The organism is Micromonospora citrea, assembly GCF_049629545.1.
GTDB lineage: Bacteria > Actinomycetota > Actinomycetes > Mycobacteriales > Micromonosporaceae > Micromonospora > Micromonospora citrea_A.
In genome coordinates this window covers 67,440-79,876 of the sequence record NZ_JBNADX010000004.1, presented here as the reverse complement: position 1 = coordinate 79,876, position 12,437 = coordinate 67,440, and the positions used below count along the sequence as shown (strand labels likewise).

General features: G+C 73.4%; 16 protein-coding genes. 9 read left to right on the top strand and 7 right to left on the bottom strand.

Annotation, left to right across the window (positions count from 1 at the left end; translation table 11 throughout):
* Positions 1 to 12: 12 nt before the first annotated feature.
* Complete coding sequence (locus ACPFP2_RS06555; protein WP_424087113.1) at positions 13 to 393, bottom strand: thiol-disulfide oxidoreductase DCC family protein; 381 nt, start codon at positions 391 to 393, stop codon at positions 13 to 15.
* 90 nt (positions 394 to 483) lie between these two features.
* On the opposite strand from ACPFP2_RS06555, the gene ACPFP2_RS06550 reads away from it, so the two are divergent.
* Both ACPFP2_RS06550 and ACPFP2_RS06545 read left to right on the top strand, forming a co-directional pair.
* Positions 484 to 1,530 carry an Rv2578c family radical SAM protein gene (locus ACPFP2_RS06550; protein ID WP_424087111.1) on the top strand — a complete coding sequence of 349 codons (1,047 nt, stop codon included), beginning with the start codon at positions 484 to 486 and terminating at the stop codon, positions 1,528 to 1,530.
* Between the two features lie 71 nt (positions 1,531 to 1,601).
* Positions 1,602 to 2,009, top strand: a complete 408-nt coding sequence (locus ACPFP2_RS06545) for a CoA-binding protein (protein ID WP_424087109.1) — start codon at positions 1,602 to 1,604, stop codon at positions 2,007 to 2,009.
* A gap of 44 nt (positions 2,010 to 2,053) precedes the next feature.
* Here ACPFP2_RS06545 and ACPFP2_RS06540 read toward each other — a convergent pair whose 3' ends face one another.
* Complete coding sequence (locus tag ACPFP2_RS06540) at positions 2,054 to 2,668, bottom strand: TetR/AcrR family transcriptional regulator (protein ID WP_424087107.1); 615 nt, start codon at positions 2,666 to 2,668, stop codon at positions 2,054 to 2,056.
* Positions 2,669 to 2,766: 98 nt separating this feature from the next.
* On the opposite strand from ACPFP2_RS06540, the gene ACPFP2_RS06535 reads away from it, so the two are divergent.
* Complete coding sequence (locus ACPFP2_RS06535; protein WP_424087105.1) at positions 2,767 to 3,429, top strand: hypothetical protein; 663 nt, start codon at positions 2,767 to 2,769, stop codon at positions 3,427 to 3,429.
* A 143-nt stretch (positions 3,430 to 3,572) separates the two neighbouring features.
* Positions 3,573 to 4,349: a hypothetical protein gene (locus ACPFP2_RS06530; RefSeq protein ID WP_424087104.1), complete on the top strand. Its 777-nt coding sequence runs from the start codon at positions 3,573 to 3,575 to the stop codon at positions 4,347 to 4,349.
* An 11-nt stretch (positions 4,350 to 4,360) separates the two neighbouring features.
* Here ACPFP2_RS06530 and ACPFP2_RS06525 read toward each other — a convergent pair whose 3' ends face one another.
* Complete coding sequence (locus tag ACPFP2_RS06525) at positions 4,361 to 5,557, bottom strand: acyl-CoA dehydrogenase family protein (protein WP_091292096.1); 1,197 nt, start codon at positions 5,555 to 5,557, stop codon at positions 4,361 to 4,363.
* A 180-nt stretch (positions 5,558 to 5,737) separates the two neighbouring features.
* On the opposite strand from ACPFP2_RS06525, the gene ACPFP2_RS06520 reads away from it, so the two are divergent.
* A complete protein-coding gene (locus ACPFP2_RS06520; protein ID WP_424087101.1) occupies positions 5,738 to 6,253 on the top strand; it encodes a DUF4190 domain-containing protein in 516 nt (171 codons plus the stop codon).
* A 10-nt stretch (positions 6,254 to 6,263) separates the two neighbouring features.
* Here ACPFP2_RS06520 and ACPFP2_RS06515 read toward each other — a convergent pair whose 3' ends face one another.
* A complete protein-coding gene (locus tag ACPFP2_RS06515; RefSeq protein ID WP_424087531.1) occupies positions 6,264 to 7,100 on the bottom strand; it encodes an SDR family NAD(P)-dependent oxidoreductase in 837 nt (278 codons plus the stop codon).
* Between the two features lie 182 nt (positions 7,101 to 7,282).
* Between ACPFP2_RS06515 and ACPFP2_RS06510 the strand changes: the two genes are divergently transcribed.
* The gene (locus tag ACPFP2_RS06510; protein WP_424087099.1) at positions 7,283 to 7,801 is read left to right on the top strand and encodes a DUF4190 domain-containing protein; all 519 of its coding nucleotides are present in this window, start codon (positions 7,283 to 7,285) and stop codon (positions 7,799 to 7,801) included.
* 46 nt (positions 7,802 to 7,847) lie between these two features.
* Here the strand turns inward: ACPFP2_RS06510 and ACPFP2_RS06505 are convergent, their stop codons facing one another.
* Positions 7,848 to 8,804 carry an HpcH/HpaI aldolase/citrate lyase family protein gene (locus ACPFP2_RS06505; protein WP_424087097.1) on the bottom strand — a complete coding sequence of 319 codons (957 nt, stop codon included), beginning with the start codon at positions 8,802 to 8,804 and terminating at the stop codon, positions 7,848 to 7,850.
* 127 nt (positions 8,805 to 8,931) lie between these two features.
* On the opposite strand from ACPFP2_RS06505, the gene ACPFP2_RS06500 reads away from it, so the two are divergent.
* Both ACPFP2_RS06500 and ACPFP2_RS06495 read left to right on the top strand, forming a co-directional pair.
* A complete protein-coding gene (locus tag ACPFP2_RS06500) occupies positions 8,932 to 9,756 on the top strand; it encodes an SDR family NAD(P)-dependent oxidoreductase (protein ID WP_424087095.1) in 825 nt (274 codons plus the stop codon).
* Complete coding sequence (locus ACPFP2_RS06495) at positions 9,753 to 10,034, top strand: hypothetical protein (RefSeq protein WP_424087093.1); 282 nt, start codon at positions 9,753 to 9,755, stop codon at positions 10,032 to 10,034. The genes ACPFP2_RS06500 and ACPFP2_RS06495 overlap by 4 nt, the downstream gene beginning before the upstream one ends.
* A 63-nt stretch (positions 10,035 to 10,097) precedes the next feature.
* Here the strand turns inward: ACPFP2_RS06495 and ACPFP2_RS06490 are convergent, their stop codons facing one another.
* Positions 10,098 to 11,054 (bottom strand): DMT family transporter, encoded by a 957-nt coding sequence (locus ACPFP2_RS06490; protein ID WP_424087091.1) that lies wholly within the window; start codon positions 11,052 to 11,054, stop codon positions 10,098 to 10,100.
* Between the two features lie 113 nt (positions 11,055 to 11,167).
* On the opposite strand from ACPFP2_RS06490, the gene ACPFP2_RS06485 reads away from it, so the two are divergent.
* Positions 11,168 to 11,866: an HAD family hydrolase gene (locus ACPFP2_RS06485; protein ID WP_424087089.1), complete on the top strand. Its 699-nt coding sequence runs from the start codon at positions 11,168 to 11,170 to the stop codon at positions 11,864 to 11,866.
* A 14-nt stretch (positions 11,867 to 11,880) separates the two neighbouring features.
* Here the strand turns inward: ACPFP2_RS06485 and ACPFP2_RS06480 are convergent, their stop codons facing one another.
* Positions 11,881 to 12,345: a hypothetical protein gene (locus ACPFP2_RS06480; protein ID WP_424087529.1), complete on the bottom strand. Its 465-nt coding sequence runs from the start codon at positions 12,343 to 12,345 to the stop codon at positions 11,881 to 11,883.
* Positions 12,346 to 12,437: the final 92 nt, after the last annotated feature.

Genomic DNA, 12,437 nt, shown 5'->3' with positions numbered 1-12,437 from the left:
GCCGGCGCGCGGTCAGTCGCGGCGGGCCGACGGAACGGCGCAGGCGGCCGTGCCGCCGGGCAGTCGGTGCCGGTTGCGGGCCACCCAGCGGTACGCGGGCCAGGCGGCGAGGCGGACCGGCGGGATGCGCAGGCCGGCCCCGGTGACCCGCCAGAGCGCGCCGCTGTCGCCGAGGAGCCGGGCGATCGCGTCCGGCCCGGCGGCCCGGGAGCCGTCGGACCCGACCCACTGCACCGCCTCCTCGCACTCGGCCTCGGTCAGCCCGAGCGCGTCGAGGTCGGCGAACTGCCAGGGCACCACCCGGGCGGTGGTCGGGATCCGCCGCTCGATGAACTCGGCGCACCGGGTGCAGAACGCGCAGTCCCCGTCGTAGACGAAGGTCGACCTCTCCATGGGGCCATCCTCCACCCGGCGGCCGGCCGGCGGGGACCGGTGTCCGGCGGGTCACTTGCGGATCGTTCGTACGCGTGTTCGAATGAGTCCATGCGCTGGGAGAACCTCTCCGCTCCCCCGGACGAGGGGCATCCCGACGGGCCGGCGCCGGCGACTCCACCCCTGCCGCTGGCGCTGCCCGGCGCGGTGGCCCGCACCTTCGACACCCCCGGCTTCGCCGGGATGACGTTCTACGAGGTGCGGGCCAAGTCGATCATCAACCGGGTCCCGGGCACGTCGCAGGTCCCGTTCGAGTGGACGATCAACCCGTACCGCGGATGCAGTCATGCATGTAAATACTGCTTCGCCCGCAACACGCACACCTATCTCGACCTCGACGCGGGGGCGGACTTCGACCGGAAGGTGATCGTCAAGGTCAACGCCGGTGAGCTGGTCCGCCGTGAGCTGGCCGCGCCGCGCTGGCGGGGCGCGCACGTCGCGATGGGCACCAACGTGGACTGCTACCAACGGGCCGAGGGGCGTTACCGGCTGATGCCACCGATCATCGAGGCGTTGCGGGACTTCGCCAACCCGTTCTCCATCCTCACCAAGGGCACGTTGATCCTGCGGGACCTGCCGCTGCTGCGACAGGCCGCGGCGGTGACCCGGGTCGGCGTCTCGTTCTCGGTGGGCTTCGTCGACGAGGCGCTGTGGCGGACGGTCGAACCCGGCACGCCGAGCCCTCGGCGGCGGCTCGACGCAGTGCGCCAACTGGCCGACGCCGGCTTCGAGGTCGGGGTGCTGATGGCACCGATCCTGCCCGGCCTCAGCGACAGCGACGAGTCGATCGAGGCGACGGTCTCGGCGATCGCCGCCGCCGGCGCCACCAGCGTCACACCGCTCGCGCTGCACCTGCGCCCCGGGGCCCGCGAGTGGTACGCGCACTGGCTGGCCCGCGAGCACCCGCACCTGGTCCCCCGCTACCGCCAGCTCTACCGGGCCGGGGCGTACGCGCCGCAGGCGTACCAGCGGGAGCTGACCGCGCGGGTGCGGATGGCGGCGCGCCGGCACGGGCTGCACCGGGCCGAGGGAGGCGACCAGCGCCGGCCGCCGCCGGCATCGCCACCGCCGGCCGCCGAGCAGCTGTCGCTGCTGTAGCCGGCCCGGCCGCGCGGGCGGTGCCGGTCGTCCGAGGGTCGGGCCCCGGGTCACCGGGCTAGAGTCGGCGGATGCGTAGCGCTCAGCAGATCCTCGCCGACTCGGCCGTGATCGCCGTCGTGGGCGCGTCCCGCGATCCCCGCAAGGCCGCGCACAGCGTGCCGTTGCAGATGCAGCGGTACGGCTGGCGGATCATCCCGGTCAACCCGACGGTGGACGAACTCTTCGGTGAGAAGGCGTACCCGTCGCTGGCCGACATCCCGCACCCGGTGGACCTGGTGGACGTGTTCCGGCCGGCGCAGGACGCCGTGCAGGTGGTCCGGGACGCGGCGACGATCGGCGCGCCGGCGGTCTGGCTCCAGTTGGGCATCGTCTCGGCCGAAGCGCGGCGGATCGCCGAGGAGGCGGGGATGGACTACGTCGAGGACCGCTGCCTGATCGTCGAGCGCGCCGCCGCCGGCCTGACCCGGCTCGGCTGAGCCCCCCGCCCCGCCCCAGCGACGCGACGCGCGGGAGCGGTGGGTCAGGATGCCGGTGGGTCGGCGTCGAAGATCAGGTCCAGGTGGGCGTCGAGCGCGGTGAGCGCGGTCTCCGGCGCGATGTGCCCGCCGAGCAGGTAGACGCCGAGTCCTTCCATGAGGGCCAGCAGGGCGGTCGCGGCGGCGTCCGGGTCCACTTCCCGACGGGCCGCGCCGGCCGCCTGCGCCGATCGGATCTGACCGGCGATGAAGGCCAGCATCTCGGCGGTGTCCTGGTGCAGCCCGGCGGCGACGGCTGGGCGTACGGCGGTGTAGGCCAGGAACGCCAGGGCGACCCGGCCGTCGGCGCGTCGGGCCTCGTCGAGGGGGAGCAGCTCGCCGAGCATGGTCCGCAGCAGCGTACGCGGGGACGGGGTGGCCCCGAGCGCCGTGAGCGCGGCGGTCACCCGGGCCTCGCCGTGCTCGCGTACCACGGAGAGCGCGAAGGCCATCATCTCGTCCTTGGTACGGAAGTAGTGCTGCACCATTCCGGACGAGACGCCGGCCTCGGCCGCGACGTGCCGGAGGCTGACGGCCTCCAGTCCGTGTTCCGCAGCCACCCGCATCAGGGCGTCGGCGATGAGTGTGCGCCGCTCCCGGTGGTCCACCCGCTTCGGCATGGCCCCATGATTTCACAGTGCGACTGCATTGACACGCACCCGGACACCTTTTACATTGCAACTGCAATGTAAAAGACCCCCGGAAGGGCGGGCCGACCATGCGGGAGCATCACCGACCGGCCGTCGCGCCGCTGCTGCGGCGTGCGGTCGCCTACGAGATCGGCATGTGGCGCAGCCTCTACCACTGGATCATGCGGCGCCCCCTCGCGCTGCCGCCGGAGACCGAGGCGTTCGGCTACGCGGGCGTCGTGAAGCCGATCCTGGGCGTGTTCATCGCCCTCTCCGCGATCGAGATCCCCATCTTCGACCTGATCATCCGGCGCACCGTGCCGTGGGAGTGGGTGCGGCACGTCGTCCTCGCACTCGGCGTGTGGGGCCTGCTCTGGATGATCGGTCTCCTCGCCGGCCTGCGCCTCCACCCGCACCTCGTGGGCCCGGACGGGCTGCGGATCCGCAACGGCACGACCGTCGACATCGCGCTGCCCTGGGCGGCCGTCGCCGGCATCGCCGCCAACTACCGTTCACTGCCGTCCAGCCGGACGATCCAGGTCGAGCAGGGCGACGACGGGGCGATCCTGAACGTCGCGACCGGCAGCCAGACCAGCGTCGACGTGGTGCTCCGCGAGCCGGTCGCCGTACCGCTGCCGAAGGGCCCGAGCGCGCCGGTCACCGAGATCCGGATCTACGCCGACGACCCGCACGCGCTGGTCGCCCGGGCCCGCGAGCACCTGGCAGCCACCCTCCCCGGCCCACGGCGCTGAGCGGGCCCACGCCACTGAACCGGCCCACGCCACTGAAACCGGCACATGACACTGAGCCGGCACCCGGCGTCGGGCCGAAGACACCACCGAATCCGGCACGCGGGCGCTGAGCCGACTGGCGGGCCGGACCTACCCTGCCGGGCATGCCCTCCCGGCGGCCACTACGCGCACCGTCCCTCGACGACGGGCTCTGGTCGCGCCGGCTGCTCTCGCTGACGGTGGCCGTGGGAGTAGCGGCGGCGGTGGCCGTGCCGCTGCTGCGGGTGCCCCGGTTCGACGTCGACGGTGCGGCCTGCGGATTCTGGCTGATGATCGGCGCGCAGCAGTTGGCGCGGCGCTGGTGGCCCCGGCGGGACGCCCGGCTGACCTGGCGGCTGCGGGTGGCCGGCCGGGACGCCGTGGAGTCCGGGCTGGTGGCCCGCCGGTCGCCGGCCGGCTGGGTCGACCGCGTCGCCGACCTGCTGTGGATCACGCCGATGTGGCTGACGGGGCTGTCCCTGCTGCCTGAAGCCCAGTGGGCCGAGGTCACCCGGGTGGCGCTGATCTGCGGGTTCGCGGCGTGGCTGGGCCGGGCCGGCTACGAGGAGGCCCGGTTCACCGGCCGGCTGGCGCTCACCGCGAGCGGCATCCGGTACGGCCGCCGGGTGTACGACTGGACGAACATCGACCGGGTCGGTCCGCACCGGCGGGACGGCCGGATCGACGGCGTACGGCTGCGGCCGGTGATCTGGCACTCGCTGGAGCCGGCGCCGGTGGTGGGCGGCCGGGACACGGCGGTGCCCGAGGAGCGGCTGATCGCCGCGATCGAGCACTACCGGTCCCGGCCGGAGGTACTGGGGATGGGGCTGCCGGTCACCGCCCCGGAGCCGGCTCCCGCCGCCGGGCCGGAGCCGACCGCCGGGTCGACCACCGGCCGGTGACCGGCCGGTGGTCAGAGCTTGTACTCCTTGAGCAGGCCCCGGGAGATGATCGTCTTCTGGATCTCCGAGGTGCCCTCGCCGATCAGCAGGAACGGGGCCTCGCGCATCAGCCGCTCGATCTCGTACTCCTTGGAGTAGCCGTAGCCGCCGTGGATGCGGAACGCCTCCTGCACGACCTCGGCGCAGTACTCGGAGGCGAGCAGCTTGGCCATACCGGCCTCGACGTCGTTGCGCTGGCCGGCGTCCTTGAGCCGGGCCGCGTTGACCATGAGGGCGTGCGCCGCCTCGATCTTCGTACCCATCTCGGCGAGCTTGAAGGCGACGGCCTGGTGCCCGGCCAGCGGCTTGCCGAAGGTGCGGCGCTGCTGGGCGTACGCGACGGCCAGTTCGAAGGCGCGGATGGAGATGCCGCAGGCACGGGCGGCGACGTTGACCCGGCCGACCTCGATGCCGTCCATCATCTGGTAGAAGCCGCGACCGACCTTGTCCGCCCCGCCGAGCACCGCGCTCTCCGGGACGGTCACGCCGTCGAGCACCATCTCGGTGGTCTCGACGCCCTTGTAGCCCATCTTGTCGATCTTGCCGGGGATGGTCAGGCCGGGCGCGGTCTCGCCGAAGCCGGGCTCCTTCTCCAGCAGGAAGGTGCTCATGTTGCCGTAGACGGAGTCGGCGCCGGTGTCGGTCTTGACCAGGGTCGCCACCACCGAGGAGTACGCCCCGTTGGTCAGCCACATCTTCTGGCCGTTGAGCACGAAGTTGTCGCCGTCGCGGACGGCCTTCGACTTGATCGCCGAGACGTCGGAGCCGCACTCCGGCTCGGACATCGAGAACGCGCCGCGCACCTCGCCGGTGGCCATCCGCGGCAGCAGCCGGGCCTTCTGCTCCGGCGAGCCGTGCTGGGAGATCAGGTACGCCACGATGAAGTGGGTGTTGACGATGCCGGAGATCGACATCCAGCCGCGCGACAACTCCTCGACGACCAGGGCGTAGGTCAGCAGGGACTCACCGAGCCCGCCGAACTCCTCGTCGATGGTGAGGCCGAAGAGGCCCATCTCGCGCATCCCGTCGAGGATGTCGGTGGGGTACTCGTCGGCGTGCTCCAGCCGCTGCGCGTGCGGGATGATCTCCTTGTCGGCGAACTCCCGGACGGTTTCCAGGATCGACCGCTGCACGTCGGTCAGGCCGGGCGTCTGGGCGAGTCGGGCCATCTCAGCCTCCGGGGGATCGGCGCATTACTCATGGGTAACTGAACGCTCGGTCAGTATCGGCCCCCGGGCCTGCCGCGCCAAGGTGACCAGTCCACACAACCGCTGTGAAAAGGTTCACCGCTACGGGTAGCGTCCGCAAGGGAAAGGCGCTTCGACCTGCGGCGGAAGGGGTGAACGGCGATGAGTCAGCCACCGTCCGACGAGCCGGGGCAACCGCGGTGGGAGCAACCCGGCCAGCGCTGGGGCGAGACGCAGCCGGAGCAGCCGCCGTCGCCGTACGAGCCGCCCGGCGGGACCGGCGAGCAGCAGCAGTGGAGCCGGCCACCCTCCGGGCAGCCGTGGGGACCGCCGGAGCACCCGTGGGGTCAGCAATCCGGCCAGCACCAGCAGTGGGGTCAGCAGCCGCCGTACCCGCCGCAGGGGCCGTACGGGCAGTACGGCCCGCCGCAGGGTGGCGGCGGCCCGAACACCCTGGCGATCCTGTCGCTGGTCCTGGCCTTCGTCTTCGCCCCGGCCGGGATCGTCCTGGGCCACCTCGCCAAGCGGCAGATCAAGCGGACCGGCGAGGAGGGCGACCAGCTCGCCACCTGGGGGCTGGTGCTCAGCTACGCCTTCACCGTGATCGGGCTGCTGGCCTGCTGCGGCTGGCTGATCTTCGCCATCTGGGCCGGCTCCGGCGACGGCACCACCTACTGATCCCGCCCGATCAGCGGAACTGCGCCTCACGGACGCTGTTGCCGCCGTCCACCACCAGCATCTGCCCGGTGATGTACGAGGCGGCCGGCGAGCAGAGGAAGGCGATCGCCGCGGCCACCTCGTCCGGCGTGCCGGGGCGGCCGACCGGCGTGCCCATCCCCTGCTTGATCTCGGCGACGGTGGAGGCCGCGGTGTAGATGGTGCCCGGGGCCACCGCGTTCACGGTCACCCCGTCGGCGATCATCTCCATCGCCAGCGCCCGGGTCAGCCCCACCACGCCCGCCTTCGCCGCCGCGTACGCCGCCTCGGTGGGCAGCGCGTTCACCGGCCCGGCGGTCGCCGACAGGTTCACGATCCGCCCCCAGCCGCGCTCGGCCATCCCGCCGATGAAGGCGCGGCTGCACAGGAAGGCGGTGGTCAGGTTCCGGTCGATCTCGCCGCGCCACTCGTCGTAGCTGAGCTGCGCCACCGGGCGCAGCACCTCGGGGCTGGCCCGGCTCGCCAGGCCGGCGTTGTTGACCAGCACCTCGACGTCACCGAGCTGCTCGGCCACCGCGTCGGCGAGCGCGCCCACCTCCGACTCGTCGGTGAGGTCGGCGACGAAACCGGTCACCCCCAGCTCGCCGGCCCGCTCGTGGATCCGGCGGGTGGTGGAGACGATCGCCACCCGGGCACCCAGGTCGGCCAGCCGGCGGGCGGTCGCGTACCCGATGCCGTCGGGGCTGCCCGCCCCGGTGACCAGGGCCACCCGGCCGTCCAGGCGCATGGTCACCGGCTCGGACAACGGGGCCGGCTCGTCCTGGCCGGGAACCGTCGCGGCGGGCACGGCACGGGAGCGCCGGGCCAGGCCCGGACGGCTCACGTCCCGCCTCGGTCGACTGCCGGACCGGTCGGCGCCACGCGCGTCGATAACCATGCCGCGATCCTGCCCCCTCGGGGCGGCCCGGGCAACGCGGCACCACGGGGGCCGCAGGTTTGCGCCGTGCTGACTACCCTGACGGCGCACCTACACGCGACGGAGAAGACCTGATGACATATCCCCCACCTCCCGGCGGCGGCTGGAGCAGCCCGTCCGGCGACCCGACCATGCCGGTCAGCGGCCAACCGATCCCGGTGCAGCCGACGGGCAAGGACCCGTACGCCCCGGCGGACCCGTACGCCGCCGTGCCACCGCAGGCGGCGCCGGTCGACCCGTACGCGCCGCACGGCTACCCGCCGCCGACCGGCTACCCGGGGTACGGCTACCCGCCCGCCCCGCAGACCAACGGGCTGGCCATCGCCGCGATGGTCGTCTCGATCCTCGGCGCGCTCGGCCTCTGCGGCTACGGACTCGGCGGTTGGATCGGGCTCATCGGCGCGATCCTCGGCCACGTCTCCCGCAAGCAGATCCGGGAGAAGGGTGAGGGCGGCGAGGGCTTCGCCACCGCCGGCATCATCGTGGGCTGGATCTCCACCGTGATCGCGTTCCTGGCCACCATCGCCATCGTGGTGCTCGTCGTCTGGGCGGCCAACCAGGACTCGTCGACCTACGACAGCACCACCTACTGACCGGAGCGCCGCCGCCCCGGGGGCGACCGGGGCGGCGGCGTACGGCTCACTCCGAGGGCGGGGTGAAGGTCGAGGTGCGGGTCATCCCGGCGGCCCGGCCCTTGGCGGCGATCACCAGGGCCATCTTGCGGGACGCCTCGTCGATCATCTCGTCGCCGAGCATCACCGCGCCGAGCTTCCCGCCGGCCTCCGAGGTGTACCAGTCGTACGCGTCGAGGATCAGCTCGGCGTGGTCGTAGTCGGCCTGGGCCGGCGAGTAGACCTCGTTGGCGGCGTCGATCTGACCCGGGTGCAGCACCCACTTGCCGTCGAAGCCCAGCGCCGCCGAGCGCTTGGCCACCTCGCGGAACGCGTCGACGTCGCGGATCTGCAGGAACGGGCCGTCGATGGCCTGCTTGTCGTGCATCCGGGCGGCCATCAGGATCCGCATCAGGATGTAGTGGTACGGGTCACCCGGGTAGTCCGGGATCAGCGCGCCGACCACCAGCGACTTCATGTTGATCGAGGCCATGAAGTCGGCCGGGCCGAAGATGATGGTCTCCACCCGGGGCGAGGCGGCGGCGATGGCGTCGACGTTCACCAGACCGGCGGCGTTCTCGATCTGCGCCTCGATGCCGATCCGCCCGACCTCCAGGCCGAGGGTCTTCTCGATCTGGGTCAGCGTCATGTCCAGCCAGTGCACCTGGGCGGCGTTCTGCACCTTGGGCAGCATGATGCAGTCGAGGTTCGCGCCGGCGCCCTCGACCACCTCGATGACGTCCCGGTAGGTCCACGGCGTGGTCAGGTCGTTCACCCGGACCACCCGGGTCTTGCCGGACCAGTCGCCCTCGTTGAGCGCGGCGACGATGTTCTTCCGGGCGTCCGGCTTGGCGAGCGGGGCGACCGCGTCCTCCAGGTCGAGGAAGACCTGGTCAGCCGGGAGGCCCTGGGCCTTGCCGAGCATCTTGACGCTGGAGCCCGGCACGGCGAGGCAGGACCGGCGGGGGCGACCGACAGCGGCCATGGATGCGCTCCTTCCAGCGTCCGGCGGGCACGCCGACGCCATGAATGTGAAATCCGAGAACTTAACGATCCCAAAGGGCGTTGTGACGCCACGGTAACCTCGTGCCGTGACCGGGGTGAATGGACCTGTGGAAGATCTCACTGGGCGCCGGATCGTGGTGGTGACCGGGGCCAGCTCCGGCATCGGCCTGGCCGCCGCCGTGGCGCTGGCCTGCCGGGGTGACCAGGTCGTGCTGGTCGGGCGGGACCCGGCCCGGCTCCAGGCCGCCGGCGACCGGGTACGCGAGGCCAGCGGCGAGCGACCCGAGCTGTTCCGCGCCGACTTCGCCGTCCTGGACGACGTACGCGGCCTCGCCGAGCGGCTGCGCGCGGCGTACGACCGGATCGACGTGCTCGCCAACAACGCCGGGGCGATCGTGCTGGAGCCGCTCACGACGGTGGACGGGTTCGAGCTGTCGATCCAGGCCAACCACCTGGCCCCGTTCCTGCTCAGCAACCTGCTGCGCGACCGGATCGGCCGGATGGTGGTCACCGCCTCCGGGGCGCACCGCAGCGGGGTGCTCGACCCGGACGACCTGAACGCCCCGCTGCGCCGCTACCGGCCGATCCAGGCGTACGGCACCAGCAAGCAGGCGAATATCCTGTTCACCGCCGAGGCGGCCCGGCGCTGGCCGGACGTTCCGTCGCACTGCTTCCACCCGGGCGTGGTACGGACCCGGTTCGGCGCGGACAGCCGGATCGTCGCCCTCGGCATGCGGTTCATGCCGTTCCGCAGCCCGGAGAAGGGCGCCGAGACGCTGGTCTGGCTCGCCCACCAGGACCCGTCCCGGCTGGTCGACGGCGCCTACTACGCCGACCGGCGGCTACGCCGTCCCTGGCCCAAGGCGGCCGACCCGCAGCTCGCCGCCCGGCTCTGGACGGCGAGCGCCAAGGCCGTCGGCGTCGACGCATGAGCGGCCTGCTGCTGGTGGCCCTCGTCGAGTTCCCCCTCGACGACCCCGAGGCCGCCCGCCGGTACGAGGACGCGGCGCTGGCCCTGCTCGAAGGACACGGCGGGCGGGTGGAACGCCGGCTGCGCAGCATCGACGGATGGACCGAGGTGCACCTGCTGCGGTTCGACTCGCGGGCCGGCTGGGAGGCGTTCCAGGCCGACCCGCGGCGGCGGGCCCTGCGGGCCGCACTCGGTGACGCGGCCCCGGTCGCCCGGGTGATCGAGATGCGGGAGGTCTGACCCGCCGGGCCGCCGAACGGCGTCGCCGGGCAGACCGGCGGGGAGCACGGCGGCGGCTGCCGGTCAGCCGGTGGGTGGGGCGGCGTCGGCGGGGACCGGCGCGGGTTCTGGGCGGCGGCCGGCACGGGCGCCGCCGAGCACCACCACGGCCACCCCGGCGAGCAGCAGGGCCAGCCCGGGCAGGGCGAGCGGGCGGGGCAGCTGGCCCAGCCACGCCCAGGCGATCAGGGCGGCCCCGGGGGCCTCCAGCAGGACCAGCACGCTGACCGTGGTGGCGGAGATCCGGCGCAGGGCGTAGTTGAACATCGAGTGCCCGAGCAGCTGCGCGCCGGCGACCAGGCCGAGGATCGCCAGCCAGGTGCCGGAGTCGTAACCGTGCAGCCGTACCCCGCCGACCAGGCAGACCACCAGCAGGATCGCCGCGCAGACCCCGTAGCAGATGGTGGTGTAGGTGGTGGTGCTGATGGTGGTCCGGGCCCGCTCGCCGAACGCGGTGTAGACGGCGGCGAACATCCCGCCGGTCACCGCCAGCAGGTCACCGGCGAAGGCCCGCCCGGAGACGGCGAAGTCCGCGCCGGTCGCCAGCACCGCGCCGGTCACCGCCACCGCGATGCCGGCCCAGACGGCGTACGGCAGGCGCCGGCCCTGCCAGCGGGCGATGAGCCCCTGCCAGACCGGCTGGGTGGCGCCCAGCGCGGTGGCCGCCGCCACCGAGGTGAGCTGAGCGCTCGGCATCCAGGTGGCGAAGTGGGCGGCGAGTGCCACCCCGGAGAGCACGCAGTACCAGCCCTCCCGCCGGCCCTCCCCCACGGTCAGCGCCCGGAACTCGGCCCGGCGGCGGGCCAGCGAGAACGGGCCGAGCACGGCGACGGCGAGCAGGTTGCGCCAGAACGCGACGGCCAGCGCGGGGGCCGCCGCGAAGGCGATCAGCGGGGCGGAGGAGGAGACCGCGGCGACGGCGAGCACGAGGACGCCGACGGTCAGCGGGTCCACCGGTGGGCGGTGCGGGGTGGAGGACACGGAGAGCAATCCTCACACAGTGTCGGACGCGACGGTGAGTCATCGGTCCGTTACGATCATGCGGGTCCGCGCCGGCGACTTCCCTCCCCCTCGACGTCCGGAGGCGCTCCCCCATGCCCAGGTTCCACGCGGTGCTGTTCGACTTCTTCGGCACCCTCACCCGCTGCGTGCACCGCAGCTCGGCCCACCGGACGACCGCCGAACTGCTCGGCTGCCCGGAGGACACCCTCACCGCCGTCCTCGACCGGACCTTCTACCAGCGGGCCAGCGGCCGCCACGGCACCGCCGAGGCGACCCTGCGCTGGGTCTGCGCGCAGGCCGGCGTACACCCCTCGGACGCGGCGGTACGCGCGGCGGTGGCGGCCCGGCACCGGGCGGTCCGCGCCGACACCCGGCTGCGCGAGGACGCGGTCCCCGCCCTCGCCGAGCTGCGCCGACGGGGCGTACGCACCGGGGTGATCAGCGACTGCACCCACGAGCTGCCCGCGTTCCTGCCGCAGTTGGCGGTCGCCCCGCTGCTCGACGTGCGGGTCTACTCCGTCCAGCTCGGTCGCTGCAAGCCCGACCCGGCGCTCTACCTGGCCGCCTGCCACCGCCTCGACGTACGCCCGCAGGACTGCCTCTACGTCGGTGACGGCGGCAGCCGGGAACTCAGCGGCGCGCAACGGGCCGGGATGACAGCGGTCCGGCTCGCCGCTCCCGATCTGGCCGATCATCTGGTCTTCGACGCCGAGCGGGACTGGGACGGGCCGGCCGTCGGATCACTCAGCGAGGTGGTCGAGCTGGTCGACGCCGTGCCGGCGTCCTGCTGAACCGGCGGCGCGGGTCAGCGGCGGCGGACCCGGTGCAGGCGGAACGGCTTGCGGGTGGCCCGGACGACGGTGGCTCCGCGTGGCTCCTCGGCGAGCGAGGCGTCCGGCAGCGCGTCGCCGGCGTCCGGTGTGCCGGCCGGGACGAGGCGGTTCAGCGCGCAGCCGTCGGCCGCCCAGCGGGCGACCAGGTCGGCCGTCGGCCCCGGCGCGTTGAGCCGCTTGGCCGCCACCAGCGGGGCGGAGGTCTCCCACTCCTCGGTGCCCGGGACCAGTCGGGCCACCCGGGCCGGCCAGGTCACGATCCGCCCGCCGTGGTCGCCGCGCAGCGTCACCCGGGCCTCGGCGGCGTCGGCCAGCCCCGGCGCGGACTGCTCGCCCGGCCCGCTGACCACGAAGAGCGATCCCTCCAGCGGTACGCACCACAACGCCACCGCCGGGCCGTCGCCGACGTTCACCCAGCAGACGGCGGCCTTCTTCATCGCCTCGTCGACCAGCGGCGTCGACACGGGGGCGTCCACCTCGTCCGTCACACCGGCATCCTCTCGTACGTCGCCCGCACCCGGCCGGCGAA

Excerpts from the sequence above, each read along its gene's own strand:
- ACPFP2_RS06540 (WP_424087107.1), bottom strand. The coding sequence starts at position 2,668 with ATGCCGAAGCGGGTGGACCACCGGGAGCGGCGCACACTCATCGCCGAC.
- ACPFP2_RS06505 (WP_424087097.1), bottom strand. The coding sequence starts at position 8,804 with ATGGCCGCTGTCGGTCGCCCCCGCCGGTCCTGCCTCGCCGTGCCGGGC.
- ACPFP2_RS06520 (WP_424087101.1), top strand. The coding sequence starts at position 5,738 with ATGAGTCAGCCACCGTCCGACGAGCCGGGGCAACCGCGGTGGGAGCAA.
- ACPFP2_RS06510 (WP_424087099.1), top strand. The coding sequence starts at position 7,283 with ATGACATATCCCCCACCTCCCGGCGGCGGCTGGAGCAGCCCGTCCGGC.
- ACPFP2_RS06545 (WP_424087109.1), top strand. The coding sequence starts at position 1,602 with ATGCGTAGCGCTCAGCAGATCCTCGCCGACTCGGCCGTGATCGCCGTC.
- ACPFP2_RS06530 (WP_424087104.1), top strand. The coding sequence starts at position 3,573 with ATGCCCTCCCGGCGGCCACTACGCGCACCGTCCCTCGACGACGGGCTC.
- ACPFP2_RS06485 (WP_424087089.1), top strand. The coding sequence starts at position 11,168 with ATGCCCAGGTTCCACGCGGTGCTGTTCGACTTCTTCGGCACCCTCACC.
- ACPFP2_RS06495 (WP_424087093.1), top strand. The coding sequence starts at position 9,753 with ATGAGCGGCCTGCTGCTGGTGGCCCTCGTCGAGTTCCCCCTCGACGAC.
- ACPFP2_RS06525 (WP_091292096.1), bottom strand. The coding sequence starts at position 5,557 with ATGGCCCGACTCGCCCAGACGCCCGGCCTGACCGACGTGCAGCGGTCG.
- ACPFP2_RS06480 (WP_424087529.1), bottom strand. The coding sequence starts at position 12,345 with ATGAAGAAGGCCGCCGTCTGCTGGGTGAACGTCGGCGACGGCCCGGCG.
- ACPFP2_RS06555 (WP_424087113.1), bottom strand. The coding sequence starts at position 393 with ATGGAGAGGTCGACCTTCGTCTACGACGGGGACTGCGCGTTCTGCACC.
- ACPFP2_RS06550 (WP_424087111.1), top strand. The coding sequence starts at position 484 with ATGCGCTGGGAGAACCTCTCCGCTCCCCCGGACGAGGGGCATCCCGAC.
- ACPFP2_RS06535 (WP_424087105.1), top strand. The coding sequence starts at position 2,767 with ATGCGGGAGCATCACCGACCGGCCGTCGCGCCGCTGCTGCGGCGTGCG.